At 50.5% G+C, this 25553-nt stretch carries 16 protein-coding genes; 5 read left to right on the top strand and 11 right to left on the bottom strand.

All coding sequences use genetic code 11. The features are described 5' to 3' along the window. Positions 1 to 75 precede the first annotated feature (75 nt). Positions 76 to 816 (top strand): hypothetical protein, encoded by a 741-nt coding sequence (locus AC27N8_RS31075; RefSeq protein WP_487072809.1) that lies wholly within the window; start codon positions 76 to 78, stop codon positions 814 to 816. 122 nt (positions 817 to 938) lie between these two features. On the opposite strand, the gene AC27N8_RS31080 is transcribed toward AC27N8_RS31075, so the two are convergent. Further along, on the bottom strand, positions 939 to 3788 hold the full coding sequence (locus AC27N8_RS31080) for a tetratricopeptide repeat protein (protein ID WP_487072811.1): 2850 nt from the start codon (positions 3786 to 3788) through the stop codon (positions 939 to 941). A gap of 317 nt (positions 3789 to 4105) precedes the next feature. Between AC27N8_RS31080 and AC27N8_RS31085 the strand changes: the two genes are divergently transcribed. Continuing rightward, complete coding sequence (locus tag AC27N8_RS31085) at positions 4106 to 6493, top strand: FHA domain-containing protein (protein ID WP_487072813.1); 2388 nt, start codon at positions 4106 to 4108, stop codon at positions 6491 to 6493. A 55-nt stretch (positions 6494 to 6548) separates the two neighbouring features. Here AC27N8_RS31085 and AC27N8_RS31090 read toward each other — a convergent pair whose 3' ends face one another. Further along, entirely contained in the window at positions 6549 to 8756 is a 2208-nt protein-coding gene (locus tag AC27N8_RS31090; protein WP_487072815.1) for a protein kinase domain-containing protein, read from the bottom strand. 171 nt (positions 8757 to 8927) lie between these two features. On the opposite strand from AC27N8_RS31090, the gene AC27N8_RS31095 reads away from it, so the two are divergent. Together AC27N8_RS31095 and AC27N8_RS31100 are read left to right on the top strand one after the other, a co-directional pair. Further along, a complete protein-coding gene (locus AC27N8_RS31095) occupies positions 8928 to 9185 on the top strand; it encodes a hypothetical protein (RefSeq protein WP_487072817.1) in 258 nt (85 codons plus the stop codon). Between the two features lie 12 nt (positions 9186 to 9197). Then, positions 9198 to 9350, top strand: coding sequence for a hypothetical protein (locus AC27N8_RS31100; RefSeq protein ID WP_487072819.1), 153 nt, complete (start codon positions 9198 to 9200; stop codon positions 9348 to 9350). Between the two features lie 66 nt (positions 9351 to 9416). Here AC27N8_RS31100 and AC27N8_RS31105 read toward each other — a convergent pair whose 3' ends face one another. Both AC27N8_RS31105 and AC27N8_RS31110 read right to left on the bottom strand, forming a co-directional pair. Further along, positions 9417 to 11288 carry a phosphoenolpyruvate carboxykinase (GTP) gene (locus tag AC27N8_RS31105; RefSeq protein WP_487072821.1) on the bottom strand — a complete coding sequence of 624 codons (1872 nt, stop codon included), beginning with the start codon at positions 11286 to 11288 and terminating at the stop codon, positions 9417 to 9419. A gap of 372 nt (positions 11289 to 11660) precedes the next feature. Beyond that, a complete protein-coding gene (locus AC27N8_RS31110) occupies positions 11661 to 12158 on the bottom strand; it encodes a hypothetical protein (RefSeq protein ID WP_487072823.1) in 498 nt (165 codons plus the stop codon). Positions 12159 to 12412: 254 nt separating this feature from the next. Between AC27N8_RS31110 and murB the strand changes: the two genes are divergently transcribed. Then, complete coding sequence (murB, locus tag AC27N8_RS31115) at positions 12413 to 13429, top strand: UDP-N-acetylmuramate dehydrogenase (protein WP_487072825.1); 1017 nt, start codon at positions 12413 to 12415, stop codon at positions 13427 to 13429. A gap of 15 nt (positions 13430 to 13444) precedes the next feature. On the opposite strand, the gene AC27N8_RS31120 is transcribed toward murB, so the two are convergent. The 7 genes from AC27N8_RS31120 to AC27N8_RS31150 all read right to left on the bottom strand — a co-directional run bounded on the left by AC27N8_RS31120 (position 13445) and on the right by AC27N8_RS31150 (position 25481). After that, positions 13445 to 14788, bottom strand: a complete 1344-nt coding sequence (locus tag AC27N8_RS31120; protein ID WP_487072827.1) for a sensor protein KdpD — start codon at positions 14786 to 14788, stop codon at positions 13445 to 13447. Positions 14789 to 14900: 112 nt separating this feature from the next. Beyond that, positions 14901 to 19745 carry an NACHT domain-containing protein gene (locus AC27N8_RS31125; RefSeq protein ID WP_487072829.1) on the bottom strand — a complete coding sequence of 1615 codons (4845 nt, stop codon included), beginning with the start codon at positions 19743 to 19745 and terminating at the stop codon, positions 14901 to 14903. A 226-nt stretch (positions 19746 to 19971) separates the two neighbouring features. Continuing rightward, positions 19972 to 20643 carry a potassium-transporting ATPase subunit KdpC gene (kdpC, locus tag AC27N8_RS31130; protein WP_487072831.1) on the bottom strand — a complete coding sequence of 224 codons (672 nt, stop codon included), beginning with the start codon at positions 20641 to 20643 and terminating at the stop codon, positions 19972 to 19974. 156 nt (positions 20644 to 20799) lie between these two features. Continuing rightward, entirely contained in the window at positions 20800 to 22977 is a 2178-nt protein-coding gene (kdpB, locus tag AC27N8_RS31135; RefSeq protein ID WP_487072833.1) for a potassium-transporting ATPase subunit KdpB, read from the bottom strand. Positions 22978 to 23032: 55 nt separating this feature from the next. Next, positions 23033 to 24772 carry a potassium-transporting ATPase subunit KdpA gene (gene kdpA, locus AC27N8_RS31140; protein WP_487072835.1) on the bottom strand — a complete coding sequence of 580 codons (1740 nt, stop codon included), beginning with the start codon at positions 24770 to 24772 and terminating at the stop codon, positions 23033 to 23035. Between the two features lie 32 nt (positions 24773 to 24804). Beyond that, a complete protein-coding gene (locus tag AC27N8_RS31145) occupies positions 24805 to 24900 on the bottom strand; it encodes a potassium-transporting ATPase subunit F (protein ID WP_487072837.1) in 96 nt (31 codons plus the stop codon). A 176-nt stretch (positions 24901 to 25076) separates the two neighbouring features. Beyond that, positions 25077 to 25481 (bottom strand): response regulator, encoded by a 405-nt coding sequence (locus tag AC27N8_RS31150; RefSeq protein WP_487072839.1) that lies wholly within the window; start codon positions 25479 to 25481, stop codon positions 25077 to 25079. Positions 25482 to 25553: the final 72 nt, after the last annotated feature.

Here is a 25553-nt window from a genome sequence, read left to right on the forward strand (position 1 = left end):
CTCGTTGAAATATTATACTATGTTATAGTGTGGTTTTAGATGCCTGATCAGCTTTGTGTGATGTGGGGAGGAGGAATGATGATAGATGTGATGCTCGACATTGACGGACCACTTGCCGATCATGATCAGCGGACGCTAATCCAACTATACTGCGAATATTTCAAGATAAATCTCTCCCCTGAGCAACAGCAGACCTTGCGTGGCATCAGCGATTTTGAGGCATTGCCCGAAGTGCGCACATTCAAGGACGCTATGGGAGAGATAAAATATGATTTTCTCATGCAGATTATCGTTTTTGATCCCCGACACATCGAGGCAGCCATCGTACAACCTTTTTCCCTGGATGGAGTTGCGCAGCTTACTCGCTTTATGAATGTCAGCTATTGCACAGCCAGACGGGGTATGACAAACACATGGACCGAACGTGTGGAACAAGCGACTCATACGTGGCTTGGACGGCACGCCTTTCCCAATCCTGATCTAGTCACATTTTGCGAGGGGCCATCAGGGAAACTCCAATATATTGCGCATTCCATTATCCAAAATCCTCGGATTGTCGTTCTCATTGATGATCTTGCCACCAAACTCGTCCAAAACTTTTTCGCCTTGAGTCCTCAAGAGCAGCAGGCACTTGCCGAGTACTTCATTCTTGTGGCTTATGGAGTCAACCAGTGGTCTGATCAGACTCCTTTCCGCGTGGTGCCATTTTTTTCCTGGGAGAACATAGATTGCCTTTTACAAATCATGAAAGGACTTGAGGTATGTCCGACAACAAAGATCGGGAGAAAAAAGATGACGGAGCCAACGATTATATAGAAAAAGTCATCCTCAATAAACAGTTGGAGAAAGAACTCAAAGAGACGGGATCACCTTACAAAATCCCTGAGACCCCAAAGCCGGGTGAGGATAAAGGGGATAACATAACTAAAAAATAGCAATTATGTTTTGCCTTGAGCCATGATGGTCCGTATTGCTGTGACACGTGCTTCAAGCTGTGCGGCTTCCTCCTCGCGTTGCAACTGACGCAAAAGCATAGCGTAATTCTTTAAGGTATCCACAATCGACGGCTGCTCAGGTCCTGAATTTTGCTCCTGTATTGTCAGGGAGCGTTGATAGAGCGGCTCGGCCTCTGCAAATCTACTCTGTATCTGATAGAAATCTGCCAGCTTTTTGAGGGTTAGAGCGGTGTAAGGATGTTCAGTCCCTAACATTTGCTTTCTGATAGTCAGGGAACGGAGAAAGAGCGGCTCGGCTTCGGTATATTTCCCCTGGGTCTGATAGAGGTGTGCCAGGTCATCGAGGGGCCATGCCAGCTCGGGATGATTCGGCCCAAGTGTTTGCTCGTTGATCCTCAAGGCACGTTGATAAAGAGCTTCGGCCAGCTCACTCTTGCCCTGTGCCTGATGCAGGGTGGCCTGGTAAGTAATGATTGTGGCCGTGAATGGATGATCAGACCCAAAGGCGAGCTCAGAAATCTTCAAGGCGCGTTGCAGGAGTGTTTCGGCTTCAACAAATCTGCCCTGATCTCCGTAGAGTTGTGCCAGATTGTTGAGGAACGAAGCCATATCAGGATGCTCTGATCCCAGATTTTTTTCTTTTATTGTCAGGGCGCGAAGAAAGAGGGGTTCGGCTTCAACAAATCTGCCCTGTTCCCGATAGAGTGCCGCCAGAGCATGGATGCTATTAGCCAGGATTGGATGGTCAGAGCTAAGTGCTTGCTCGTTGATGGTCAGGACGCGTTGGAGAAGTGTTTCAGTCTTTGTATACTGGCCCTGTTTCCAATAGAATTGTGCCAGACTATGGAGGGCAGTTGCTGTTTCAGGATGGTCAGAACCATAAGCCCGCTCGCTGATAGAGAGTGCTCGCTGGATGAGCGGCCCGGCCTTGATGTGAGCGTCCTTATTCGGGCTCTGCAAATAGAAAAATGCCAGATTGTTGAGGGCGGTCAGGATGGCAGGATGTTCAGAACCGAGGCGCTTTTCTTCTATCGAAAATGAGCGTTGTAGTAGCGGTTCGGCCTCAATGTATTGACCCTGAGCACGCACAAAGGAACCTATCTTGAAGAGCAAGCGTGCAGCATAGGCCTGCTCCATGCTCCATTGCGCAATCAAATCCGCGCCCATCTGAGCGTGAGTTAGCAAGCGTCGGCACTGATCCCATGACTCAAACCTGACCTCTGGAAACGCTCGATTGAGTGCTCGTACGCTTCGTTCCGCCCACTCACGCCATACATCCTCGCTCATGGCATCTTTGATTACCACCTGGACGAGCCGATGCAGGCTCAGGGTTTTTTGTTCGGGCTCGCGTTGGATGAGTGAGTAACGAAAGAGCTCTTTGATGGCTGTATCCAGGAGATATGGTTCGGTGGCGAGCGCTTGTAACGCCGAAGTAAGTTCCATGGCTCCCTCTGTGATCAGCTCCTCGGGGATGGCATCGGGAGCCAGAAAGGCACAAAAGCGGAGCAGATCGGCTGCCGCCGGATTGGCATTTTCTACCTTCTCGAACGAGAGGGACCAGGTGGCGGCGACTGGCTCTGGATGATCCGATGGATATCCTCCACGTGTTTTGAGCAGATCCAGGCGTCGTTGCTGGTAGCGGACAAAATATCCTGCCAGGCCACATCCAGTCTCCTCGATATAGGCTCCGGCCTGATCCAGGGCCAGAGGAAGACCATCCATCGCCTGGACGATGTTTAAGGCGTTGGCTTGATCGCTCACAGCTACGTTGTCGAGTGCTGCGTCGGCTTCCAGCATACCGACGCGGCGCAGCAGAAAGAGGATGCCCTCTGCATGTTTCATCTGCTTGAGCTCAATGCGCTGAGCGAGACGTCCCACTGCCACGGCACGCGTCGTGAGCAGGATGTGACTGCTATGGATCTCTGGTAAGAAATTTCTGACCATCGCTAGATTATCGACATTATCCAGGATCAACAGCCATCGCTGATGAGTGCTCAGCCATTGTTTCACCGCTGCCACAATCAGCAACTGATCCGATTGATGCTGCTCAGGCAACTTCACAAGCCGTGCGATGGTGACATAATCCTGAATCAGATTCTCACGTGTGTCGGCTCTGACCCAGAAAATATTCTGATAGTGATCCCGAAAACTGTAGGCATATTCTAGCGCCGTCTGCGTTTTGCCGACGCCTCCTAACCCGCTAAGCGCCTGTGTTTGTGCTTTGTTAGCTGCTTTGTTGCTGTGGAACCTTTCTGCCAGCAGGTCGAGGGTATATTGGCGGCCAGTAAAGAGTTGGTTGCGTGGATAGGGAAGGTTCCATTGCGCTTGTAGCGATGGCTGATTCTGCGGATGTGCAGGCGTGGCGGGAGCGGATGTGAGATCCATGATGACGGAGCGAATACCGTTAGCGACATCGAGCAAAGCCTCATCCCGATTTTTCCAGGTTGTAACTGCTTTCCCATCTATTGGCAAAAAATGGAGCCTGGCAAATGGAGTGCCACTCAGATCGGTGGGGCGCAGGATGATGGGGATGACGCGTGCCTGTCCGGACTCATGTTGCTTCAATGCTTGCCGCATCTCGCTTCCGTAGCAGTAATCCGAGGCCATGAAGCTGGAGCTGATTAAGAGGAGAATTAATGAGGCCGAGGTGAGATGAGTGTCAATCTCCTGCGACCAGTCTGTGCCCGCCAGGATGTGACGATCGTGCCACTCATTGATATAGCCCTGTCGACGTAAGGTACTCAAATGTTCCACGAGCGCGTTACGTAGCTTTTCGTCCCTATGTGCATACACATAAAAGACGTTGATAGCGTGCGTTGGTCCCTGTGTCATTGGAACTGCTCCTCATTCGAAAGCATCTATATGTCATAGCGGCGTCGCCAGAATAGCAGAGATAGCTAGCACTGTCAACGGCTTCCGAATAATTTATGCTTGATCCTTGCTTGAAAGATGCAATCTCATCTTGTTGGGCTTATGAAGATGTTGAAGCTAGGCAGCTTTGCGGGTAAATATACGATCCCTGATTAATGGTGAATTACCTCTCTTTCTGGACCAATAAAAAATGCGCTCCATAACGTTTTTATAGTGAATAAAATCTGATGATCTCTTTCAGCGATCTCTAAGGCGACTTTTATCAGGAGGCAGGATATATGGATGCTGTAGATGGAGCAATCGTCGCTCCAGACTTTCTGGCATTAGGCATGGGCGGTACAAACATGATGGCTATGTTGTGGACGATAGCCATGGGTCGTCAGGCGGTAGGTGTGGAGATGCGTGGCGATCCTTTTCTCGGTGTACACTGGAACATTCGCGAAGACTTATACCATCAACTCGGGCTGATCGATCAGATGATGCTTGAGCGCTATGGGGAGGCACGACTCCCCCGCCGTGGCAATGGACAGATATTTCGCCTGGCTGAATGTTTCTATACTCCACAGACAACCGCCGGCGATATCGTTGCCGACGAGATCATTGATGGCTATGATACAGACCAGCATATTGTGGGCACCATACACGATGTTGAATTCATTGATGATCGTTGGCGCGATGGCCTACCGAACCGCGTGATCACCTTATTGAATCCACCGAAACCACCGGAAAGCCCTGATCCGCGTAAGATTCGCACCTCGATTGTTGATGTCCTCGATGGCCCATCGACCTTCCAGGCGGAAGCCGCCTCCATCCAGAAACTGTTGCGCCGTTATCTGGAGCGGATGGAGCAGCAAGATCTCGAAAATCATCAGCAGCCCCGCGTTCAACTATTCACGCATCATCGTGTGGTCCCGACGAAGGGCGAGGGCCTTGTTGATTGTCCTGATGGTCGCAAGCTGATTCGCATCGAGTCCCTCCAGGAGTTCGACTTCAAAGGACAATTTGTCCGTGTGCGGGAGCCCAACAGCGAGATGATTGAGATCGGCGTTCCCGAATTGTTCATGGTTGCTCAGGGATTCAACAGCTCTGACGCGAGACGCCTGGGCTTTGAGCAACAGGATGTCAAAGTTGATCATGCAGATGGACGCGGAGAGGTTGTCGCGCAAGCAGACTTCCTGGCTGGTCTGCTTGAGGTGCTTGTAGGTGGTCGCCTACGGAGACGTATCTCCTCCGAGTTTGATCAAGATGGCAAAGAATACTGGGTGAGACAGATCGCCGTTGGTCATGAAAATGATCCAGAGGTAGGCTGGGTCCTGGTTCAGGTGCCCGACTTCAAAACCTTCGACCCCATTGCGGAGGGACTTCTGCCCGAAGGGACAGATACCGGATCGCCCGAGTTTTTCGCCTCCTACCAACATCTGATCTACAACTACTACATCGAGCAGGCCGCCAGTATCCTTGAGATTCCGGCGCGAGACCTCATGAAGGTCCAGATGATCTATGGACCCACCTTGTTTAGTCTGGTTGAGCGCGTCGGACCCGATCCGCTGGTCGCCGTCAACGGCGTCGTCGCAGGAGATTCCTTTGGCAATGGTCACTTTCTGACCAGTGGTGGCGCGATGGCTGGCATGATTGGACATAGCGCTCGCGTCCTTGAGTATTGGCGTGCGCGGGACGCAGGTACTTCGGCGACCGACGCCATTCGTCGACTCGCCGACAGCATCCGGGAGGACACCCATGCCTGGCTTCAGGTCAGCGCCAAGGAGTACAGTCAGGCAGCGCCAATCAACTTCGGCGCGGAACGCATCGAGCAGATCAGCAAGGCGAGTGGCATCGACACAGATGTCCGCGCCAACTCGATCGACGCTGCGCGACGGCAGCGTCACTCGCTTCTTCCGCTCGACCCATCCAGTTGGCGCAGACTATTTGTGCGTAACGGCAAAGTGCTTTCATCGCTGCCAGAGCTCGACGCCTCCCATCCGTTACAACGCGCCATGCCAGCGACGCCTCAACCTGCACAGGCCGCCGCCGAGCAAAAAGCTAACGAAGAAGAGATGACTATCCACCGGCCGATAACTTACGTTGATCCGGGCATGCGAGAGGGCGAAATGAGTTTGCTCCGGCCCAGACTGAACATTGACCATGGGATGAAAGAAGGGGAAGTAACACTGCTCCGCTCCAAGCTCAGCATCGATCAACTGATAGAGCGGGACTCGTTCACCTTTCGCAAGTCCAGACCTGATGCTGAGAAGCATGTCCACGAGCAGACGCTTAGCGTAGAGCCCTTGACGCAGGAGAGCGCTAAGATTTACGCCTTTCTGGATATCGAAACGGAAGATCAGGTCATCCACAGCCTCGCGATCAGCGAGCAAGAAAGCATTATCGGACGCTCCGATCCCCATCGCAAGATTATGCCCGAAATCGATCTCACCCCATTCGACAACGTACGCAAAGTCTCGCGCAAGCATGCCCGTATTCGCATGAAGGGAGACCATTTCTACATCGAAGATCTCAAGAGTCAAAATAAGACGCAGCTAGGTGACGTTGCACTGGAACCACATCAATTGGAGATGCTCCACAGCGGAGATGAGTTGCAATTTGGCTCGGTCAAAGCTACCTTTCGCCTGTTAGGCACAAGCCAATTGCCCACGCCCTGGCAACAGTAGCGTCCGAAGCTGAGCAGTTATCGGTTAATTGTTGCCGGCCAGCAAAACATCGATATTATGGCGGACTCCACCTTTGGAACAGGAATTGTGTTGAAGGTGGTGACGTAGAATAGGAACCAACTGGCGTAGCCGTTTTCTGGCTGGCGATGATTAACTGATAATTGCTGGAGGAGGACGGTTGCCATGCTATCGCGTTATGGTAAGCGTGGTGTTGATAGATAATTTTCTTTTCCCGTACATCATAGACGTATACCGTCGAAGCACTGGCGTCCATTGTAGCCAGATACCGTTCATCCGGTGACCAGTGTATTTGCACTATTGAATTTGTATAATACTCCTTCGCGAGAGTAACCACGCCTGCATATGTTATGTGTACTGAAGTATTTTCTGCCATAATATTCCAGAAAAAGAAGCGATTAAAGATATCGCTAGAAACTAATATTCCTTTCTTAGACCAGGCCAGCGCACTGCTATAGCTACCAGAAAGGACCTTATCCGATGCCGTTTCTTTGAATTGTGCCTGGTTAGAAACGGTGATACGCTCAATACTGGTAACAGGATCAGCTATGTGGATGTTTCCCTGGTTGTCTCCGATAGCCAGACTCGAACTGTCCGGGGACCATACCAATGATGTTATTTCGGCGTTGTCTATTGTGATGGTACTTATCAAATTACCATCAAGGCAGGACCAGACTGTGACCATGCCCCCATTTACGGTATACGTGGCAAAATGGGAACTATCAGGAGACCAGTCTATCTGGTCCATGATGGTAAAAGGTTGGATCTTGAGTTTTTGAGCAGTGCCATTGGCGACATTGAACAGCAACGTAAAACCATCCTGATCGACGATCAGTAATGTTTTACCATCTGGAGCAGGTATGAGTATTGATCTGTTTGTCTGCAATGAAAACGTGTGTGTATCTCTCTGCTTTTTTCCTGTGCCTGTATCAATAAAGTTCACGTTAATGGAATTAGCCGCAGACGTATTCGTTTCAATAATGAAACATTGAATCAGGAGTGATCCATTTGCCACAATCATCGCAGGTAAAGTACGAAAAGAAGATTTAAGATTTGCCTGCGATCCATATGTCTTGAAATATGGATTAATATGTATAGAATGAGGAATAGTCTCATAGGCCGCAACGCATAGTCCTCCTACAGCGAGTATGCTCCCTGCGGCGAGACTCATACTCAGAAACGTGCGTCGGGCAGAAGATTGGGGTTGTACCGCCGGACCAGCGTTTCCATAGCTGACGTGCTTCGGCCAGGAGTTTGGTGGCGTTTGTCCCTGCGGCGCAGACCAGATTACTTGTTGGGAAGCAGGCTTACTGATCAGCTCAAGCTCCGCCTGCACATCGCTCATACTGGTGGGACGCTGGCTGGCATCGAGGGCTACCATGCGGCTGACCAGTGCTTCAAGGGAGCGTAGTTCCGTTGAGCTCTTGTCTGACCATGCGAGAAAATGGAATGGATCTTCCATTGGATCATGACCACTGATCAGATAATACAGGAGTGCTCCCAGGCTATAGATATCCGCTTGCGGAGTCGTCTGAGCTTTACCATACTGTTCGGGAGCCGCGTAACCGGGAGATCCAAAGGGGATCGTATCTTTCTGCTGTCCCGGCTTGAAGTGGCGCGCGATACCGAAATCGATCAGCATGTACGTCCGCTTTGGCTTTGTTGTATACATAATGTTGGAGGGCTTGAGGTCTCGAAAGATGACTGGAGGGGTGCGCGTATGCAAATACTCCAGTACCGTGCACAGTTGCAGCGCCAGATTTAAGATCTCGGACAGTGGGAGCAAGACAGGTGCCCCATTTTGGACTGCTAACAGCGAGGATGGAGGCTGTTGCTCAAGTAAGTGTTCGAGCGTACCCCCATCGATAAAGCTCATCACCAGATACCAGTGTTCGGGATCGGTAAAATGCTCGTAGATGCGAGGCAGCTGCGGATGTGTAAGATCGCTGAGAAGTTGAACCTCGCGGTTAAAAGTATCCATCGCCTCAATGATCTGCTGAGGGGTCAGGTCGCGCAAGTTGATCTGCTTGATCGCCACTGAACGTTTATCTGCTTGCATGTCGAGAGCATGATACACACAACCAAAGCCGCCAACACCAATCCGCTCTTGTAGCAGATACCGCTCATTGAGTAAAATTAGCTGTTCCGCTATTTCTGTATCTGCTTGACCACAAGCAAAACAGGTTGTTTGCTCCGGTGAACTGGCTGCCCCGCAATGTTTACAATACCAGATATTATTGCTCATACGCCATTGGCTCCTATTACTCTATCAACTATGTGCCTTCATATATTGATATCAGTAATACTACGCCTTCAAGCACAGTAAAGCTCACAGATACACTCATGCCCCTGGAAGATTAAAAGTCAAAGGCCATACGTCTCTATTGTATGGGAGATGTGTCTCCAGAACAGATCCGTGAAGCCGTGGGGTGAGACGCCCACCGACGTAGCGGCGCGGCTCCGCCGTGCTGTCTGTGACTCGTACGACCATGCTCCTCATGAGGTTCCATTGCACAATCTTCCCACCGTGGAGCGTCTTGTTGGCGTTGCTTCCATCGGCACGTGGGACGGTGTCGTGCGGGAAGTGACAGCACGGCGGAGCCGCGCCGCTACGTCGGTGGGCGTCTCACCCCGACGACTTCACGGATCTGTTTTGGGAACATATCTCCTCTGAGACAGAGGCGTGATGATCTTTGGCAGAGTAGTAGCGGCGCGGCTCCGCCGTGCTGTCTGTGACTCGTACGACCACGTTGCCCATAGCGTTCCATTGCGAGACGCTCCCAGGCCGAATCATACGAGTTACAGACAGCACGGCGGAGCCGCGCCGCTACGTCGGTGAGCGTTGACGCCGTGGGCAGAAGAGTTTTGTGTGTCTCTCTTCACAGCATTGCACGCTCACATGCGATTATCGGGCTGACTGATCCCAATGCTCGGGAGAGCGCCAGAGACTCGACAGAATCAGCTCGCGAATAAACACCATCTCTTTTGGCAAGCGGTCATACAGCTTCACAAACAGCTCTTCGTGCGAGAGGAGTTCCTGTCGCCACAGATTGCGATCAACGGACATCAGATCATTGAAATGCTCGCGTGTGAAATCTGAGAGTCCGCGCCAATCCAGATCCTCATAGCGAGGCATCCAGCCGATGGGGCTCTCGATGCTGACGGCTTTGCCCTGTGCTCGCTCGACGATCCACTTCAGGACGCGCATGTTGTCGCCGAAGCCAGGCCAGAGGAAATTGCCATCGGCGTCACGCCGGAACCAGTTCACGTTGAAGATGCGCGGAGGATTTGACAACTGGCGTCCGAAATCCAGCCAATGATTGAAATAATCGGCCATATGATAGCCGGCGAACGGCAGCATGGCAAATGGATCGCGGCGCACCTCGCCGATCTTACCGGCGGCGGCGGCAGTCATCTCTGATCCCATTGTGGCGGCGGAATAGACGCCATAGGCCCAGTTGAACGATTGATAGACCAGAGGAACGCCATCCGAGCGTCGTCCGCCGAAGATAAAGGCTGAGATCGGGACCCCTTGTGGATCGCTGGCCGATGGATCAAGCACCGGACACTGACTCAATGGGGCTGTGAAGCGTGAATTGGCGTGTGCCGCCTTGCGACCGCACTCGGGTGTCCAATCCTGACCGGTCCAATCGATCAGGTGGGCTGGAGGAGTTTTTGTCATGCCCTCCCACCAGACATCGCCGTCATCGGTCAGCGCGACGTTGGTGAAGATCGCATTTGCTTGCATTGAGGCCATCGCATTCGGATTCGAGCGTACGCTGGTACCTGGTGCGACGCCGAAGAAGCCAGCTTCAGGATTAATCGCGTAGAGCTTTCCATCTGATCCAGGCTTGATCCAGGCGATATCATCGCCGACCGTCGTTACCTTCCACCCCTCCTCCTGGAACTCGGTGGGAGGGACAAGCATAGCGAAATTTGTCTTGCCACACGCGCTGGGGAAGGCGGCGGCAACGTAGGTCTTCTCGCCAGTCGGATTCTCGACGCCCAGGATCAGCATATGCTCAGCCAACCAGCCCTCATCGCGAGCCTGTACCGACGCGATGCGGAGTGCCAGACACTTCTTGCCCAGCAGTGCGTTGCCGCCGTAGCCTGAACCATAGGACCAGATGGCTCGCTCCTCAGGGAAATGCACGATGTATTTAGTCTCTGGATTGCACGGCCATGAGACATCCTGCTGCCCATATTCCAGCGGCATACCGACCGAGTGCATACAGGGGATGAAATCGCTGTTATCCTCAAGGATATCGTATATCGCGCGACCCATCCGAGTCATAATCCGCATACTCGTTGCCACATAGGGAGAGTCTGTCAGCTGAACGCCAATCTGTGAGATCGGGGAATTGAGGGGTCCCATGCTGAAGGGGATCACATAGAGCGTTCTTCCGCGCATACAGCCATCGAAGAGACCAACGAGAGTCTCCTTCATCTGCTTAGGCTGAACCCAATTGTTCATCGGGCCGGCATCCGTCTTACTCAGAGAGCAGATGAAAGTCCGATCCTCGACCCGTGCGACATCTCCGGGGTCCGAGCGCACCAGAAAGCTGTTCGGACGCTTCTCGGGATTGAGTCGAATGAAGGTGCCTGACTCCACCATCTGCTCACACAGAAGATCATATTCTTCCTGTGTGCCGTCGCACCAATGGACCTGATCAGGTTTGCACAACGCCACCATCTTTTCAACCCAAACACGCAATTTTTTATTCGTGACATAGCCTGGTATCTGCAATTCCGTGACATAGCTTTGTATCTGCATCATTTACACCTTTTCAAACAGGACATTTATGAAGCCAAACCATCAGCATCTAATCGTCGCGCATCCTGTCACCCTGTTCGTTGCTCGTCATATCTATCTGGTCGGGAACATCACGATCCGCTCGCGTGCGAGATTTGCTTCATCTCAAATATACCACAGCCCCGCGCGCGCAAAGTGACGAGATATAGCTAGCAGAAAATTTATGATCATGCATCAGGGCAAAAAAGATGTTTAAAGAACATGGAAAACTTAAGATAATAATGAAGAAAGGCCGAAAATCCTTTTTTTCTATGGTTGTTATGACCATGTAATAAAATTTCACAGCCTTTGAGAAAGAAGCATCAGTCTACGAACGAAAGGGAATTGTGCCATGTTTCAAGATTTCGAAAGGTGATTGCGGTTCTGATAGTGTTTGAGTTCTTCGTCAGACCATATTTGCCAGCGAGGCTTCGCGTGAGCGGCTGGCTGAATTTCATATTTGTTATCGAGTATGGTTGCTCCCACAAAGACGTTATGGCGTTGAAAAGATGCAGGTGAAGTAGTGAGTAACCATTCTCTCTGAGAAGGTTCAGAGGATAGTAGCCAGGGATGATCAAGAGTATAAACAGACTGATATACCCATGATGGAGTAGGAAATGCGGTTCTTTGACATAGTTCTTCAACCATTGCCGCACAAAACGCTGCCCACTGGCGCCCTATCGAGCCATCGCTGCTTAGGGGTGGGGTGTCAATAAGCTGATGCCGATAGTTGACGGCGTAGTGCCACCAATCATGCAAAAAACTACCAATTGCAAACCACGAATCTTCTCCGCCAGCTATTAGAGTGGGAATGTTTGTTATTGGATGAATGGAATAGGGAAGATGTGTGTTCATCTGTTTCTCTTGTTATTGAATTTAGCATCATATAGTAGGAAGTATACCATGCAGAGAAAATTTATATATTTCGTTAATGATGTGACGTGATTGTGAGGGATAACAATGGCTTGTTGATCGTAATGTGACATTTAACCACTATACTTGTGCATAAGAAGATTGAGTTTTATTGGGCAGATGCTATTCTCTCTATTCCTTGCCGCGTGTTGTGTCGAATGAGTATGGGGAAAGAGAATGGTTTGAAAGGACGGAGAATGATGCTATTTCCAACAACGATTGCTTATGAGCAGCTTGCCCCATTTTTTGGAGATCACATGCGCCAGCATGAGCCGTTAGCACTTCATAATTCTTTAGGGATTGGTGGACCTGCGGATGTTTGGATCGTTGTGGAGCAGCGGAAAGATCTGATCAATCTCGTAAGGTTGTGCGTAGAGAAAGACTGGCCTTTGCTGATCGTGGGCGGGAATTCGAATATGATCTTTGCTGAAGACGGCGTGCGAGGAATCGTGGCGCAGTTGCAGACCAGCTCCTACACGATCGATCAGCAAGAAGACGGCACGGCACTGCTGGAAGTAGAAGCCGGAGCTCGTTGGTCGCGGCTGATTCATGAGCTTGTAGTGCAGGAGTGGGCTGGCCTCGAATTTGCCAGTGGCATTCCGGGGACGCTTGGTGGCGGCCTGGTCTGTAATGCTGGCGCTCATAATCGTGATCTGGGCGAAGTCCTTGAGTGGATCGATGTGCTGGATACGCGTAGCTGCCGGGTTGAGCAGGGCATCACGATTCTCCCACTGAGCCGCCGCTACACAAAAGAATTTCTTGATCTGGGATATCGTTCGAGTCGTTTTCGCAAAGAGCACGAGAGTAAAATCGGTCAGGATGGTCAGATTGTCTTTCATGAACGTGGTTTGATTGAGCCAGCCGAGATCATCCTCTCCCTTGGACTGCGGCTGCATCGTGAAGATCCATACACGCTATCAAAGCGCCTGGCATCGTATCAGGCGATCCATAGCCAGATCGTCCCGAGTGGGCTGCGCTCCGACATGATCTTTATGGACCCTGATGGTGAGGGCAGTGCGGCGAAGCTGATCAGACAGGCTGGCTTGCCCGGAAAGACGATTGGACAGGCTCGCATTTCTGAGAAGAACGCGAACTATATTGAGAACCTTGGCAGTGCGACCACGGAGGATGTCAAGGCATTGGTCTCAGAGGTGTATCTGAAGGTACGAGAGACGTCTTCTGTCTCTTTGCAGCTCAATATTGAGATCCGCTAGCCGGAAAAGCGCCGGCTAGTGTTCCACTTTCCTGTTTTGTGGAACCAGATGAATATCGACCTCCTGGCTCAGGCGCAGGAGGCGATTAATCACCGAACCACGTAGAAATTCCTCCCATGGGGAGCGGGTCGGCTGACCGAGCACAATCTGTGTCACCTGACGCTCTTTCGCTATCTCGACCAGCGTGCTGGCGATATTGCTGCTGCTACGTCGAATGACTTCCGCTCCCAGGTCTTCTGCCAGGAGCGCGTGCTCTTCTAAGCGCTGCTGAGAGGCCGCATACTGTTTTGCAGCTCCCTTGCCAAACTTGAGAAAGCCGATGATTTTGCTGGCAAACGAGAGGTAACCAACTGGTTGGATATAGACCGCGATCAGATCGGCATGGAGTCCGCGTGCCAGGCGCCAGGCGTCGCGGATCACGCGTCGTGAATGCGTGCGATGGTCAAAGCCGACCAGGATACGCTCGCTGGCGGGCCAGAGCTGGTCGATATGATGCTCATCCATATAGTGCTGAAGCTGGGACTCGGTCTTATCGGCGGTTCTACGCAGAGCCAATTCGCGTAACGCCGTCAGATTTCCCTCACGGAAGAAGTTGTTCAGTGCCGGTTCGATCCGTTCGGGCGGATAAATATTGCCGTGCTTCATGCGTTGTCGCAGCGCCACTGGTGAGATATCGATCAACTCTATCTCATCCGCCTGATCGAGAACCTGATCTGGCAGCGTCTCGCGTACGCGTACACCCGTAATGCTGGCGACCATATCGTTCAAGCTTTCAAGATGCTGGATATTGAGTGTCGTCACGACATCCAGACCAGCGTCCAGTAGCTCCTGCACATCCTGGTAACGCTTGTTATGTTTTGAGCCGGGCACGTTGGTATGGGCCAGTTCGTCAACCAGGACCAGCTCGGGATGGCGTGCAATGATGGCCTCGGTATCCATCTCCTCCAACGTAACTCCTCGATAGAGAATCCTCTTGCGCGGGATTACCTCAAGCTCTTTGAGTTGCGCCTCCGTCTGGACACGTTTATGCGTTTCGACAAACCCGACCACGACATCGGTGTTGCGTGCTTTACGTCGATGCCCTTCGTTTAGCATCGCATAGGTCTTGCCTGAGCCGGCGACGGCTCCCAGATAGATACGCAAGTGCCCTCGTTCACCTGGCCGATGATGATGTTCAGCTTGTATCTCGTCATCGTTGGCAACCGTAGACGACTGATACTCACCCTTGCTGTCTGGCTGTAGAGTGTTGTCGCTTGATGGATGAAGATCCTGATCCCTTAAATTATAGCGTCTGAGCAGCTCTTCGGGATTTGGTCTACCATCTTCCTGATTTTGTTGTCTGCCTGGTTTTTCGTTCATGTTATGTTAATCATACGCACAAATAGATCAAAAGATACTATAGAGAAAAAGCCAAACGCTCAAGATTTGCTCAAGATAGCAAGTCAGTCATGTCGCCATGGGCCATCCCTATTTACTCGCCTTCTATACCTTGTTCAAGCGAGAGAATTTCACCCAGGGCCTTATCGGCGGCCTGGCGCACAGATTGTCTCTCCGACGTTCGACGTAATGTCATTAATGCGCGAATGCTCGTATCTGGAATATTGCGTTTGATCGCGCCAAGCGCATTGGCTGCCTGCTTCTGTACATCCCATTGAGGATAACTGAGGAAGTTGGTGAGCATTTCCAGAACGGCTGGTGTGGCCTTTTCTATCATTTTAACTGTCTCTGCAATGCGATAGTAGGATCGTGTCGCAAAGGGCGCTGGGGGAGCTTCAAGACGTAACATTGCTTCGGCTTGCGGTACTAGCGTGCGGATGACCTCAGGATGTGTCTGCCACAGTGTTTCCAGTGCCTCGGGTCCCAATTCCGTCTCGCCGACCAGAGGTAATAGTGCCTTAACCGGTGCATGTGAGCCAAAGGCTGTCAGTGCTTGTAGTGCTATATGCTGTATCTCCCTGTCCTCTTCTATGAGTGCTTGTAACAAGGGCTCTGGAGAGAAATATTGACTACCCATACTCATTGTCACATATGCAGCTTGACGTACTTCTCTCTCCTGATCAGTAAGCGCTGCTTGTGTCATATGCAGATACGGTGTAATATCTTGATTATCTTTAAGCATCGTTTGTAACGAAGATTGTATTTCTTGACGTACAAATGCCAATGTGTGGTACTTCTTTGGTAGCGCTACTATGTTTTGTGGAGCAGTTTTGGCTAACGTCTCAAGTGCTGTTCTTGCACGATGGCTATCGAGGTTATCGAGCAAGAATTCGCACGGAGCTTGCTCCTTGAGATACCGAAATCCCCAAATGATTGACATTTTGCTCGCATCTGAGACTGTCTCTATGATCTGTAAGATAGATTGTATGGGGGCTTTTGCTCCCATTTTGCATAAGCAACTTGCTGCATATTGGCAGGTTGTATCGTCTTGGCTGTTGAGCAAGGAGAGAAAAGGAGCACTTGGCAGATCCTGCCCGCGCTCGATCATCGCTTCGAGCAATCGTAGCGCTCCTTGCACAAATGTCTCATCTGAACTCTCCAGGAGGCTGAATGCGCGTGCTGGAACAATTTCCTGGCTTGCTTGTTTGACTATAGTGAGCAACGCCTCCCATGCTTGATTTTGGAAGTTACGGTTTGAACCAGTTGCCATCTCAAACAGAGGATCGAGTGAGATATAGTCGCCTAAATTCGCCAAAGTTTGAAAGACATAATATCTGGTCTCACTATTCTCGGAGGGATCGTGTAAGATTTCCAGTAACTGTTGCTGCGGTGCACGTGCTTTGAATGCGGCGGCAATCTGGATACCACCCTGCCTTCTTGCAGGATCTGCATCAGAAAGTAGTTCTAGTAGGAATGCGTCTGGTAGTACATCTATCAGATGCATTAGCGCTTTTACGGAAAAAGCGCTGAATGTATGTTTTGAATGCGCGATGAATGACTCCAATGCAGTTTTTTGATCTCGATCTTGATAGAGAGAGAACGCTTGCATAAGTACATCACTTGCTTTAAGTGCTTTTTGATTTAGCGAAGTTATCCGAGTATCGCTTATCCAGGTATCCGCTGCCAGTAACACGTCCAGGGGCAAGATGATGTTATGCTTGTTGCATAGATCTACAAAAAGTGTCGCTATGTCTGCATTCTGGTTGCCATTTTTTAGATACTGGCAGATAAAATCCTCAGGAAATTTGCTTGCTACGGCCAGGATAAAGCAGGCCAGGTATTGATCTGATGCTGCATTGCTGAGTGCACTAAAGAGTAGCTCTGGTGTGATTTGTTCATATAAATGATGGAATAGACGAGGAAATATATCTTTATTGGTAGAGGCAAATTGAGCATCCAGTGAATACAACAATGTCGTAATCGCATAGGAAGATTCGAATTGTGGAAATGTACTCAGTAGAAGTTTTCCGCCTCCATTGGCATCAGAGATTGCGGCTCGAATAATTATCTGCCAGTCAAGCTTGAAATCATTGGTTACTAAAAAAGTAATCAACTTAAAGTAGGGTTTTTGTTGTCGCCAGGAAGTTGAAGCCTGATTCACTATCGCTTGCAGTGCATCCTGTGGTGGCTGTACTTTTTGTTTGAGTAGCAGAGAGATCAATGCGTGGCAGGTGGCAGGCTGTTTTTGGATATCAGGTCGATAGAGAGCCTGAAGGATTGGCTCAACTGGCACCTCTCCAGCTGAATGTGCAAGTAAAAGTGCTTCATTATAAACAGGTAAATTCTGATTGAGTAGCTCCAATAGGTGATCAATTGGAATTTGTAATTTCAAGCGTGTAATATTACGTAATGCAATCGGCGTGAGCGCTTCAATATTGAGCATTTGAAAGAGTACTTCAGGCGTGTATGTATAACCTCTTCGTTCTAAGATTTTTGCCACTTCTGCCTGGGTATCGCCAGGTGAATAATGAAGCATGATATCTATCCAAATGTTGTTAGAAATACGCTCTTTTAATAAATCTAATACTTCTATCGTTAAAAAAGAGACATATTCGTTTTTATCATATAAAATTGATAAAAACGGTTCGATTGGGATCGTTTGATAATACTCTGTGAATAAGAATTTGATACTTTCTTCCGTCTCATGATCTTCATCATCCCAGATGATTAGTGCTCTGGTTAGTGCAGTAATAGGAGGTAGGATTTTTCGTTGTGCGCAGGCATTTATTGCTGCTGTAATGATTAAATCACTGTCAATCTGCTGACATGCGGTATGTAAAAACTTCTGTGCTCTTTTGAACGTCTCTTTTTGTCCAATCGCTCTGATAGCGACAGCGCGTATTGCTGACCTTTTATCTTTATAGAGAGAGTAAAAAATACTTAATGGCACACGGTCTTGCTGTTGTTTGAGCGCTCCTGGCAAAGCCAAACGTATTTCATATTTTTCGTCTGGCTTTGCCAGGAGCGCTACAAGGAACTCAAGTGCGGCTGGCCTCTGAATGTAACCGAGCAAACCTATAACCGCTGTATGTAATGTAACTTCGGTCGTCTCAGCGTAAAAAGAGAGCAGTTTTTGCAGTTGTTGATCATTGTTCCAGGTCTCAATCAGGTAGCATTCGGTAAGACGTATATGGGAGAGATCCTCAAAGCTGGCCTTGAGTAATGATGATGGTAAGTAGAAAAGAATAGTTGTATTGCCTGATCTGGGATAGTAAGACCATGTTTGGTTCTGGCTTTCTAGTGTTTGAAAAAATGGCAGAACAGTGGACAGTTCCAATTCTGCTGCTACTGCGCTGAGCTCATACCAATGATTGCCACTCCTGCTTTTTGCATTTTCTTTGGCCCAGGCATGTAGCAGTTTGCTCTCAAGGGCGGCCAATTCTGCTTGATATATGTGTGGACTCAGTTCTTGCAATGAGTAGAGCGCGAGAAAGAGGCATAAATTCCCAATGTCACCTTCGGCTGCTTCTCGTTCGTTTGCCAGTCGGGTAAGCCAGCGCACGACGATGTGGATACCATGTTCTCCATAATCATGTGTGAGCACGCCAACCAGCAGGCGTAAGATTGTGTTCCAGCGACTGTAGAGATGCTTACTCCAAATAAATTCCCAGTTGCGTTGATAGAGAGTATCATCTTTGCTACATAGCTGCTGGGCGAGCGCGACGGCGGCCAGATACTCCTGGAATGTTTGATGCTTAAAACCGTACGTCTGATATGCTACTGTCTCGAAGATGCCGCTATCCAACAGCTGTGCCAGTAGAGTCTGTTGCTCCTCCGAACTTAGCTCCGCTATATGTGGAGGCACCAATGTTTGTAGTTCCTGGAGCGTGAAATTGCGTCCGTGCGTTTGATACAATTGAAGCGAAAGCTCGGCTAGCAGCTGACGTAACTGCTGGCGCTCTGCTGGCTCTGTGATGCGCATACTTAGCATTGTCTCGATGGCTTTGTTGTAGAGTTGGACACGTCTGGCCGGGAGCTTGCCTGTCTGTGCATAGACGACCGCAGCCAGACTGAGCAGTAAGGGGGTCTGGACCCAGCTTCTGGTCTGTGTATCGTTCTTTAACATGTCTATAAAAATCTTTGCGGATGGTTCTGGTACGTTCCCGGTTTCGGTATGCAAAATAGCCTGCAACGCGCTGAGAACTTGATGTGCAAGTTGGATTTGTGTCTGGTCATCCAATAATTGCAATTCCCATTCGGCGAATTGACTGTGCGCAAATTGTCCGCCCTTGTATTCAGTAAAGCGCGAACCGATAATCCAGGTTCCGCCATAACGCAACGCGTCCCGATTAAGCATCGTAATCACGTTTGTGCGTAGAGCCGGTAACACTTCATCCAAACTATCCAGACAAAGAAAAGCCTGTCCTTGCTCAACAGCTGCCATCAGGCTTGATGTAAATCCCTGCCCCAATCCGAGCTCTGTCACAAGTTTGCTACTGTACTCCTGAAGTGTCTGTCCTGAGCGAGCCAGATCTGGCAAGGAGATAAAGATAGGCAGGGGAGCCTGCTCATCCTGTTGTGCGTGGTGGATGGCTTGCTGTAAGAGGTCCTTAAGCATCGTTGTTTTGCCCATTCCAGGGCCACCCAGTACAACCATCCGCCGCTGAGGACTTTTCTCAAGTGCCGCAATCCCATTGTTGACCACAACTTTTTTATGTTGCTGGTCCTCCTGAAACAGATCTTCTTCATCTTGCTGCGTGATTTCCTGCCCATCCTTTTGCAGGAGCAAAGGATCATTAAGTAACATCAGTGGCTGGAAGACTGTTTGTAAAGGGACGCTGGCCCGTACAGATGCGATCGGGAGTGTGATATTCTGGTTGCGAAGTAACAATTGTCGGAGATAGTACATACGTTGCGATAAAGGCTCTATATTGCTCATTTGTCATTCTTTCCAGCTGAAAATTTAAATTTTGATATTTATCTGTCATAGTATAAAGTATTTTGCTGCATGTATAAAGATAGTAGAATGTTTCTTGTAATTAGAAGCTGGAATAATATAATTAGAAGTTGGAGAAGCACTATGAAATAAAGTAGATCGTGTATGTGGAGCTTTCTATCTGGGAGGCTCCGCATACACGGTCCTGTGTTAAAAATTTGTATCCGCGTTAGCTCTTTTGAGCATCGAGGGCCAGATTCAGGTCGAGGACGTTTATGTACGGCTCGCCGAAGATGCCCAGGAAGCGTCCTGTCTCATGGCTGTTGATCAGTTGTATGACCGTATCCTGACTCAAGCCGCGTGCCTTTGCGATGCGTGGTGCTTGATAGAGTGCTGCGGCGATCGAGATATCCGGGTCCAGTCCCGAACCTGATGCTGTGACAAGATCGACCGGTACTGGCCCTGCTGGCGCGTCCGGATTCTCTTTTTTCAGCTCGATGGTACGCTGCTGGACACTCTTGACCAGAGTGGCACTGGTTGGACCCAGGTTGGAGGCGCTGGAATTATCGGCCTCATAGGGTGTTGGCGTGCCGCTTGTATTCAAGGTTGCCGAGGGGCGTCCATGGAAGTACTGAGGCGCGGTCCAATACTGTCCGATCAACTCTGAGCCGATCACCTGTCCGCTCGAATTTTTGATCAGGCTGCCGTTGGCCTGATAGGGAAAGATTACCTGCGCGATGCCGGTGATGATGCCGGGATAAAGAAAACCTGTGACGATAGTCAGGATCAGGGTCATGACTATGGCTGGACGTAGATATGTGTTTGGGAACCTTTGTATCCATGAGCGCTTGGGAGCCTGCTGGGACGCCTTTTCGGGAGCGTCTGGTGTGATGGTGCTCATAACTTCCTTCCTCACTTCGCGATGTCATTGTATGTATGATGAATGATGAAATTCTCTCTATGGTTGTCAGGCTCCGCATTGACGGAGTCTCGGCTGGCAGTAAGTCATGTCCATTGCACTGAGGCGAACACTGACCTGCTGCCGCTGCCGATCTTTTTATAATGTCAGATGCAATACCTGGAGTATCATATCGATGACCTTAATTCCGATGAACGGAACGATAATGCCACCGAGCCCGTAGATCAGCAGGTTGCGCCGTAGCAATGGACCTGCTCCGATCGGGCGATATTTGATACCGCGTAGTGCCAGCGGAATAAGAGCGATAATGATCAATGCATTAAAGATGACTGCTGAGAGTACCGCGCTGTGCGGCGTGGCCAGGTGCATGATGTTCAATGCTCCCAGCTGCGGATACGTTACCGAGAAGGCGGCTGGAATGATCGCGAAGTACTTGGCGACATCGTTAGAGATACTGAACGTTGTCAGGGCACCGCGTGTGATCAAGAGCTGCTTGCCGACCTCGACGACCTCGATCAATTTAGTCGGATCGGAGTCCAGATCGACCATATTCGCCGCTTCCTTTGCCGCTTGCGTACCGGTATTCATAGCCACGCCTACGTCGGCCTGAGCCAGTGCCGGGGCGTCATTGGTACCGTCACCGGTCATCGCCACCAACCGACCGCCCAGTTGCTGTTCCTTGATGAGCTTCATTTTGTTCTCAGGAGTTGCCTGAGCCAGGAAATCGTCGACGCCTGCCTCTTTGGCAATTGCGGCGGCCGTCAGCGGATTATCGCCGGTGATCATAATCGTGCGAATGCCCATGCGCCTCATCTGATCGAAACGTTCGTGCATTCCGCTTTTCACAATATCCTTCAGCTCAATTACGCCCAGCACACGTGCTTTCGTCGTTGTGCTATTGGCCGCAGAGTCTGCTTCAGCCACCACCAGTGGTGTACTGCCGGCTCGCGCAATACTCTCGACAATATCCTTCAATTCGTCACTACTGGTACCGCCGTTTTCTGCGACATAACTATTAATAGAGTCGCCCGCGCCTTTACGTACACTATGCACGCTACCATTTTCTTCCAGATCAACTCCACTCATGCGGGTGGTGGCTGAGAAGGGGATAAAGGTCGTATTTCCGTTTGGTTTTTCTTCGGTTAGTCCATAATGTTCTTTTGCCAGGGCTACAATCGAGCGACCCTCAGGAGTCTCGTCGGAGAGGCTAGAGAGCAGTGCAGCTTGTGCCACATCGCGCTCATCCACGCCACTGACCGGAACGAAACGACTTGCCATGCGATTACCGAGTGTGATGGTGCCAGTCTTGTCGAGCAGGAGCACATCGACGTCGCCTGCGGCCTCAACCGCCCGTCCGCTCATCGCCAGGACATTGCGTTGCACCATGCGATCCATACCTGCGATACCGATTGCCGAGAGCAATCCGCCGATCGTGGTCGGGATCAGGCAGACGAGCAGAGCGATCAATGTCGTGATCGAGACTGCCTGTCCTGAGTAGATGGCAAATGGTTCCAGCGAGACGACGACCAGCACAAAGATGATGGTCAGGCTGGCGATCAGAATGTTGAGCGAGATCTCATTCGGCGTCTTCTGCCTTTTGGCACCCTCGACCAGAGCGATCATGCGATCCATGAATGTCTCGCCTGGATTGGCCGTCACGCTCATGACGATCCAGTCGGAGAGCACGCGTGTCCCGCCAGTCACCGCACTGCGGTCGCCGCCGCTCTCGCGAATGACGGGAGCCGATTCTCCTGTGATGGCTGACTCGTCGATCGAGGCCACACCTTCCGTGACCTCGCCGTCTCCAGGGATGACTTCTCCGGCTTCTACCAGGACCAGATCGCCCTTGCGCAGATCGGGAGCTGCAATCTCTTCTACTCCGCTATTACGATTTTTCCCCTTCAAGCGTCTGGCGACGGTCGTTGTCCGCGCCTTACGGAGCGTATCGGCCTGTGCTTTGCCGCGTCCCTCCGCCATCGCCTCAGCGAAGTTGGCGAAGATGATGGTAAACCAGAGCCAGATGGCGACCGCCAGCACAAAGATGAGCTCGTACGTTAACTGTGTCTGTGGTAGTGCTGCCGATGGTTGAACAAACAGCAGGCGGATGAACTCGATCGTGGTAACGACGCTACCGATCTCCACCACGAACATGACCGGATTCTTGATCTGTACGCGTGGGTCCAGTTTCTTAAATGAGTCCGGGATGGCTCGACGGATGATCTTTGGATCAAAGATCGAGATCTCTCCCTTGCGATGTGTTTTCCGTTCTTTAGGTGTTTGGGCATCTAAAGTCTGGGGTTTTATCTCAGTTTGCATGTCATATTTCCTTGCGTTCAGAAACGCTAGCTTCATTTCTGAACGAATATGGGTACTAGAACGTCTTACCACTGTACATAAGCAAGTGTTCTACTATTGGTCCCAGTGCATAGGCCGGGAAGTAGGTGAGTGCTCCCACTATGACGATGACACCCATCAAGAGCGCTACAAAGAGTGGTCCGGTGGTCGGGAAGGTTCCAAGGCCCGCTGGTATCACCCTCTTCCTGCCGAGAGAGCCTGCGAAGGCCAGCACTGGTATGACTTCGGCAAAACGACCTATCAGCATGACCAGACCGAGCGACCAGTTGTAGAAGCCTGTATTGGCAGCCAGCCCTGCGAAGGCTGAGCCGTTGTTGCCGTTGGCGGATGTGTATCCGTAGAGCACCTCCGTCAATCCATGCGGACCTGCATTGGCAATGCTCGAAAGTCCCTGGGGAACTCCCATCGCGAGTGCCGTGAAGGTGAGGACCAGTAGCGGTGATATCAAGAGGGCCAGTGCGGCCATCATGATCTCCTTACGTTCTATCTTCTTGCCAAGATATTCCGGTGTTCGACCAACCATCAGTCCAGCGATAAAGACCGCAATGATCGCGAAGTAGAGCATGCTATACAGTCCCGAGCCGACACCTCCAAAGATGAGTTCGCCGAGCGCGATATTGGTGATGAGTACCAGTCCACCAAGTGGTGTGTAGCTATCGTGAGCACTCATAACGGTGCCGGTTGAGGTTGCTGTCGTCGCAACTTCCTGGAGCGCCGAAAGGGTGATGCCGTAGCGTACCTCTTTGCCTTCCATATTGCCACCTGACTGCGTGCTGCTCACCTGTTGGTTCACGCCCAGATTGGTCATGATTGGATTACCTGTCTGTTCGGCAGGGATAATCACTGCGGTGCCGATTAAAAAGATGATTGCTGATACTGCCCAGAGCACCCAGCCCTGACGCGTGTTGCCTACCCATTTGCCAAACATGTAGAACAGGCCAGCTCCCAGCGTTATCTCACAGAGTATAATCAGCAATCCTGTAAAGGCATTGGGATTCTCAAATGGATGAGCCGAATTTGCATTAAAGAAGCCGCCACCATTCGTCCCCAGATCTTTGATGACCTCCATCGAGGCGACCGGCCCCTGCGCAATGGTCTGTACCTGTCCGTTTAGCGTATGTACTACCGTATAAGGGCTGAAGTTTTGGATCATGCCCTGCGAGACGAAGACGAGTGCACCGACAAAACAGATCGGCAGTAGTATATAGAGCACGCAGCGGGTCAGATCGATCCAGAAGTTACCCAGATATTGTGCGCTGCGACGTGCTAATCCGCGTACCACGGCCACTGCCAGTGCTATACCAGCGGCTGCAGAAACAAATTGATGAAATGCCAGGCCTGCCATCTGTGTCAGATAGCTCATTGTCTGCTCACCGGTGTAGCTCTGCCAGTTAGTATTGGTCGTAAAGCTTGCGGCGGTATTGAAGGCCAGTTGTGGCTCTACGTTTGGCAGTCCTTGCGGATTAAAGAATGATCCCTGCCACTGCTGGGTGCGCTCGAACAGATAGAGGAGCAGCATTCCCACCAGACTGAAGACCAGCATGGAGATGATATAGCCCGTCCACTTTTGCTCATCCTCCTCGCGGATACCGGAGAGCTTATAAAAGAAGCGCTCAACGGGCACGACGACTGGTGAGAGCCAGGTACGTTCTCCATTAAAGACCTTGTAGAGGTAGAGACCGACTGGTTTGGTCAATAAAAGTACAATGCCCAGGAAGATCAGTACCTGCAGGACACTATTCAGCGTTACAGGCATAATGTTTTACCTCGCTTATGATGAAAGAACAACTAAAATTTCTCGGGTGCCAGGAGGGCGATGAGAAGATAAATCAGAACACCAAGTGTGACGATCCCGACCAGAATGTATTCCAGTGGTGTGTTCATAGCTCCGTCCTTTGACTTTCTATAGAGAGCAAACTACTCCAAGTAAAATGTTTGCTAGAGACGCTCGCATCCTTCTGTGAAGAAGGTAAACGCCACAAACATGACGATGGTGACGATGATGATCAGTAGATCAAGCATAGTCTTTCTCCTTGTGAACTGGTATGAATTTCGGCTTGTCATCCCATTGGTGGTGTTGATGCTTCTTTGCGCTGTGAGACTTCGGCGGCCAGGCGTAGCAACGCATCCATTGGAAATGGCTTGGGCAGATATGCAATCGGATGAAACTCTGCCAGGCGGCGCGGGCTGACACGTACTGCTGAAAGCACGACCACAGGTAGATATGGTTCTCCATTCGCGTTTTCTTGGGGATGAAGGCTACCGTTTTGTTGTGCGATGCGCAGAATATCCCATCCGGTCAGATCGGGTAGATCAATATCCAGAAAGATCAGATCAAATGTGATGGCTTGAAGGAGTTGTAATGCTCGCTGGGCTGTGCCCGCAAGGCTTACTTCATAGTTACGTGCCCGCAAGTTGCGTGCCACAACGTCACGCAACACCTCATCATCTTCTACAAGTAACATATGTACTCCTTGCATTCTCCTTGCTCCTTCTCTCTTCAAACACGCCAGCCTATGATGAAATGTGACAATAAA

This window comes from Dictyobacter sp. Z7_2 (genome assembly GCF_057551105.1).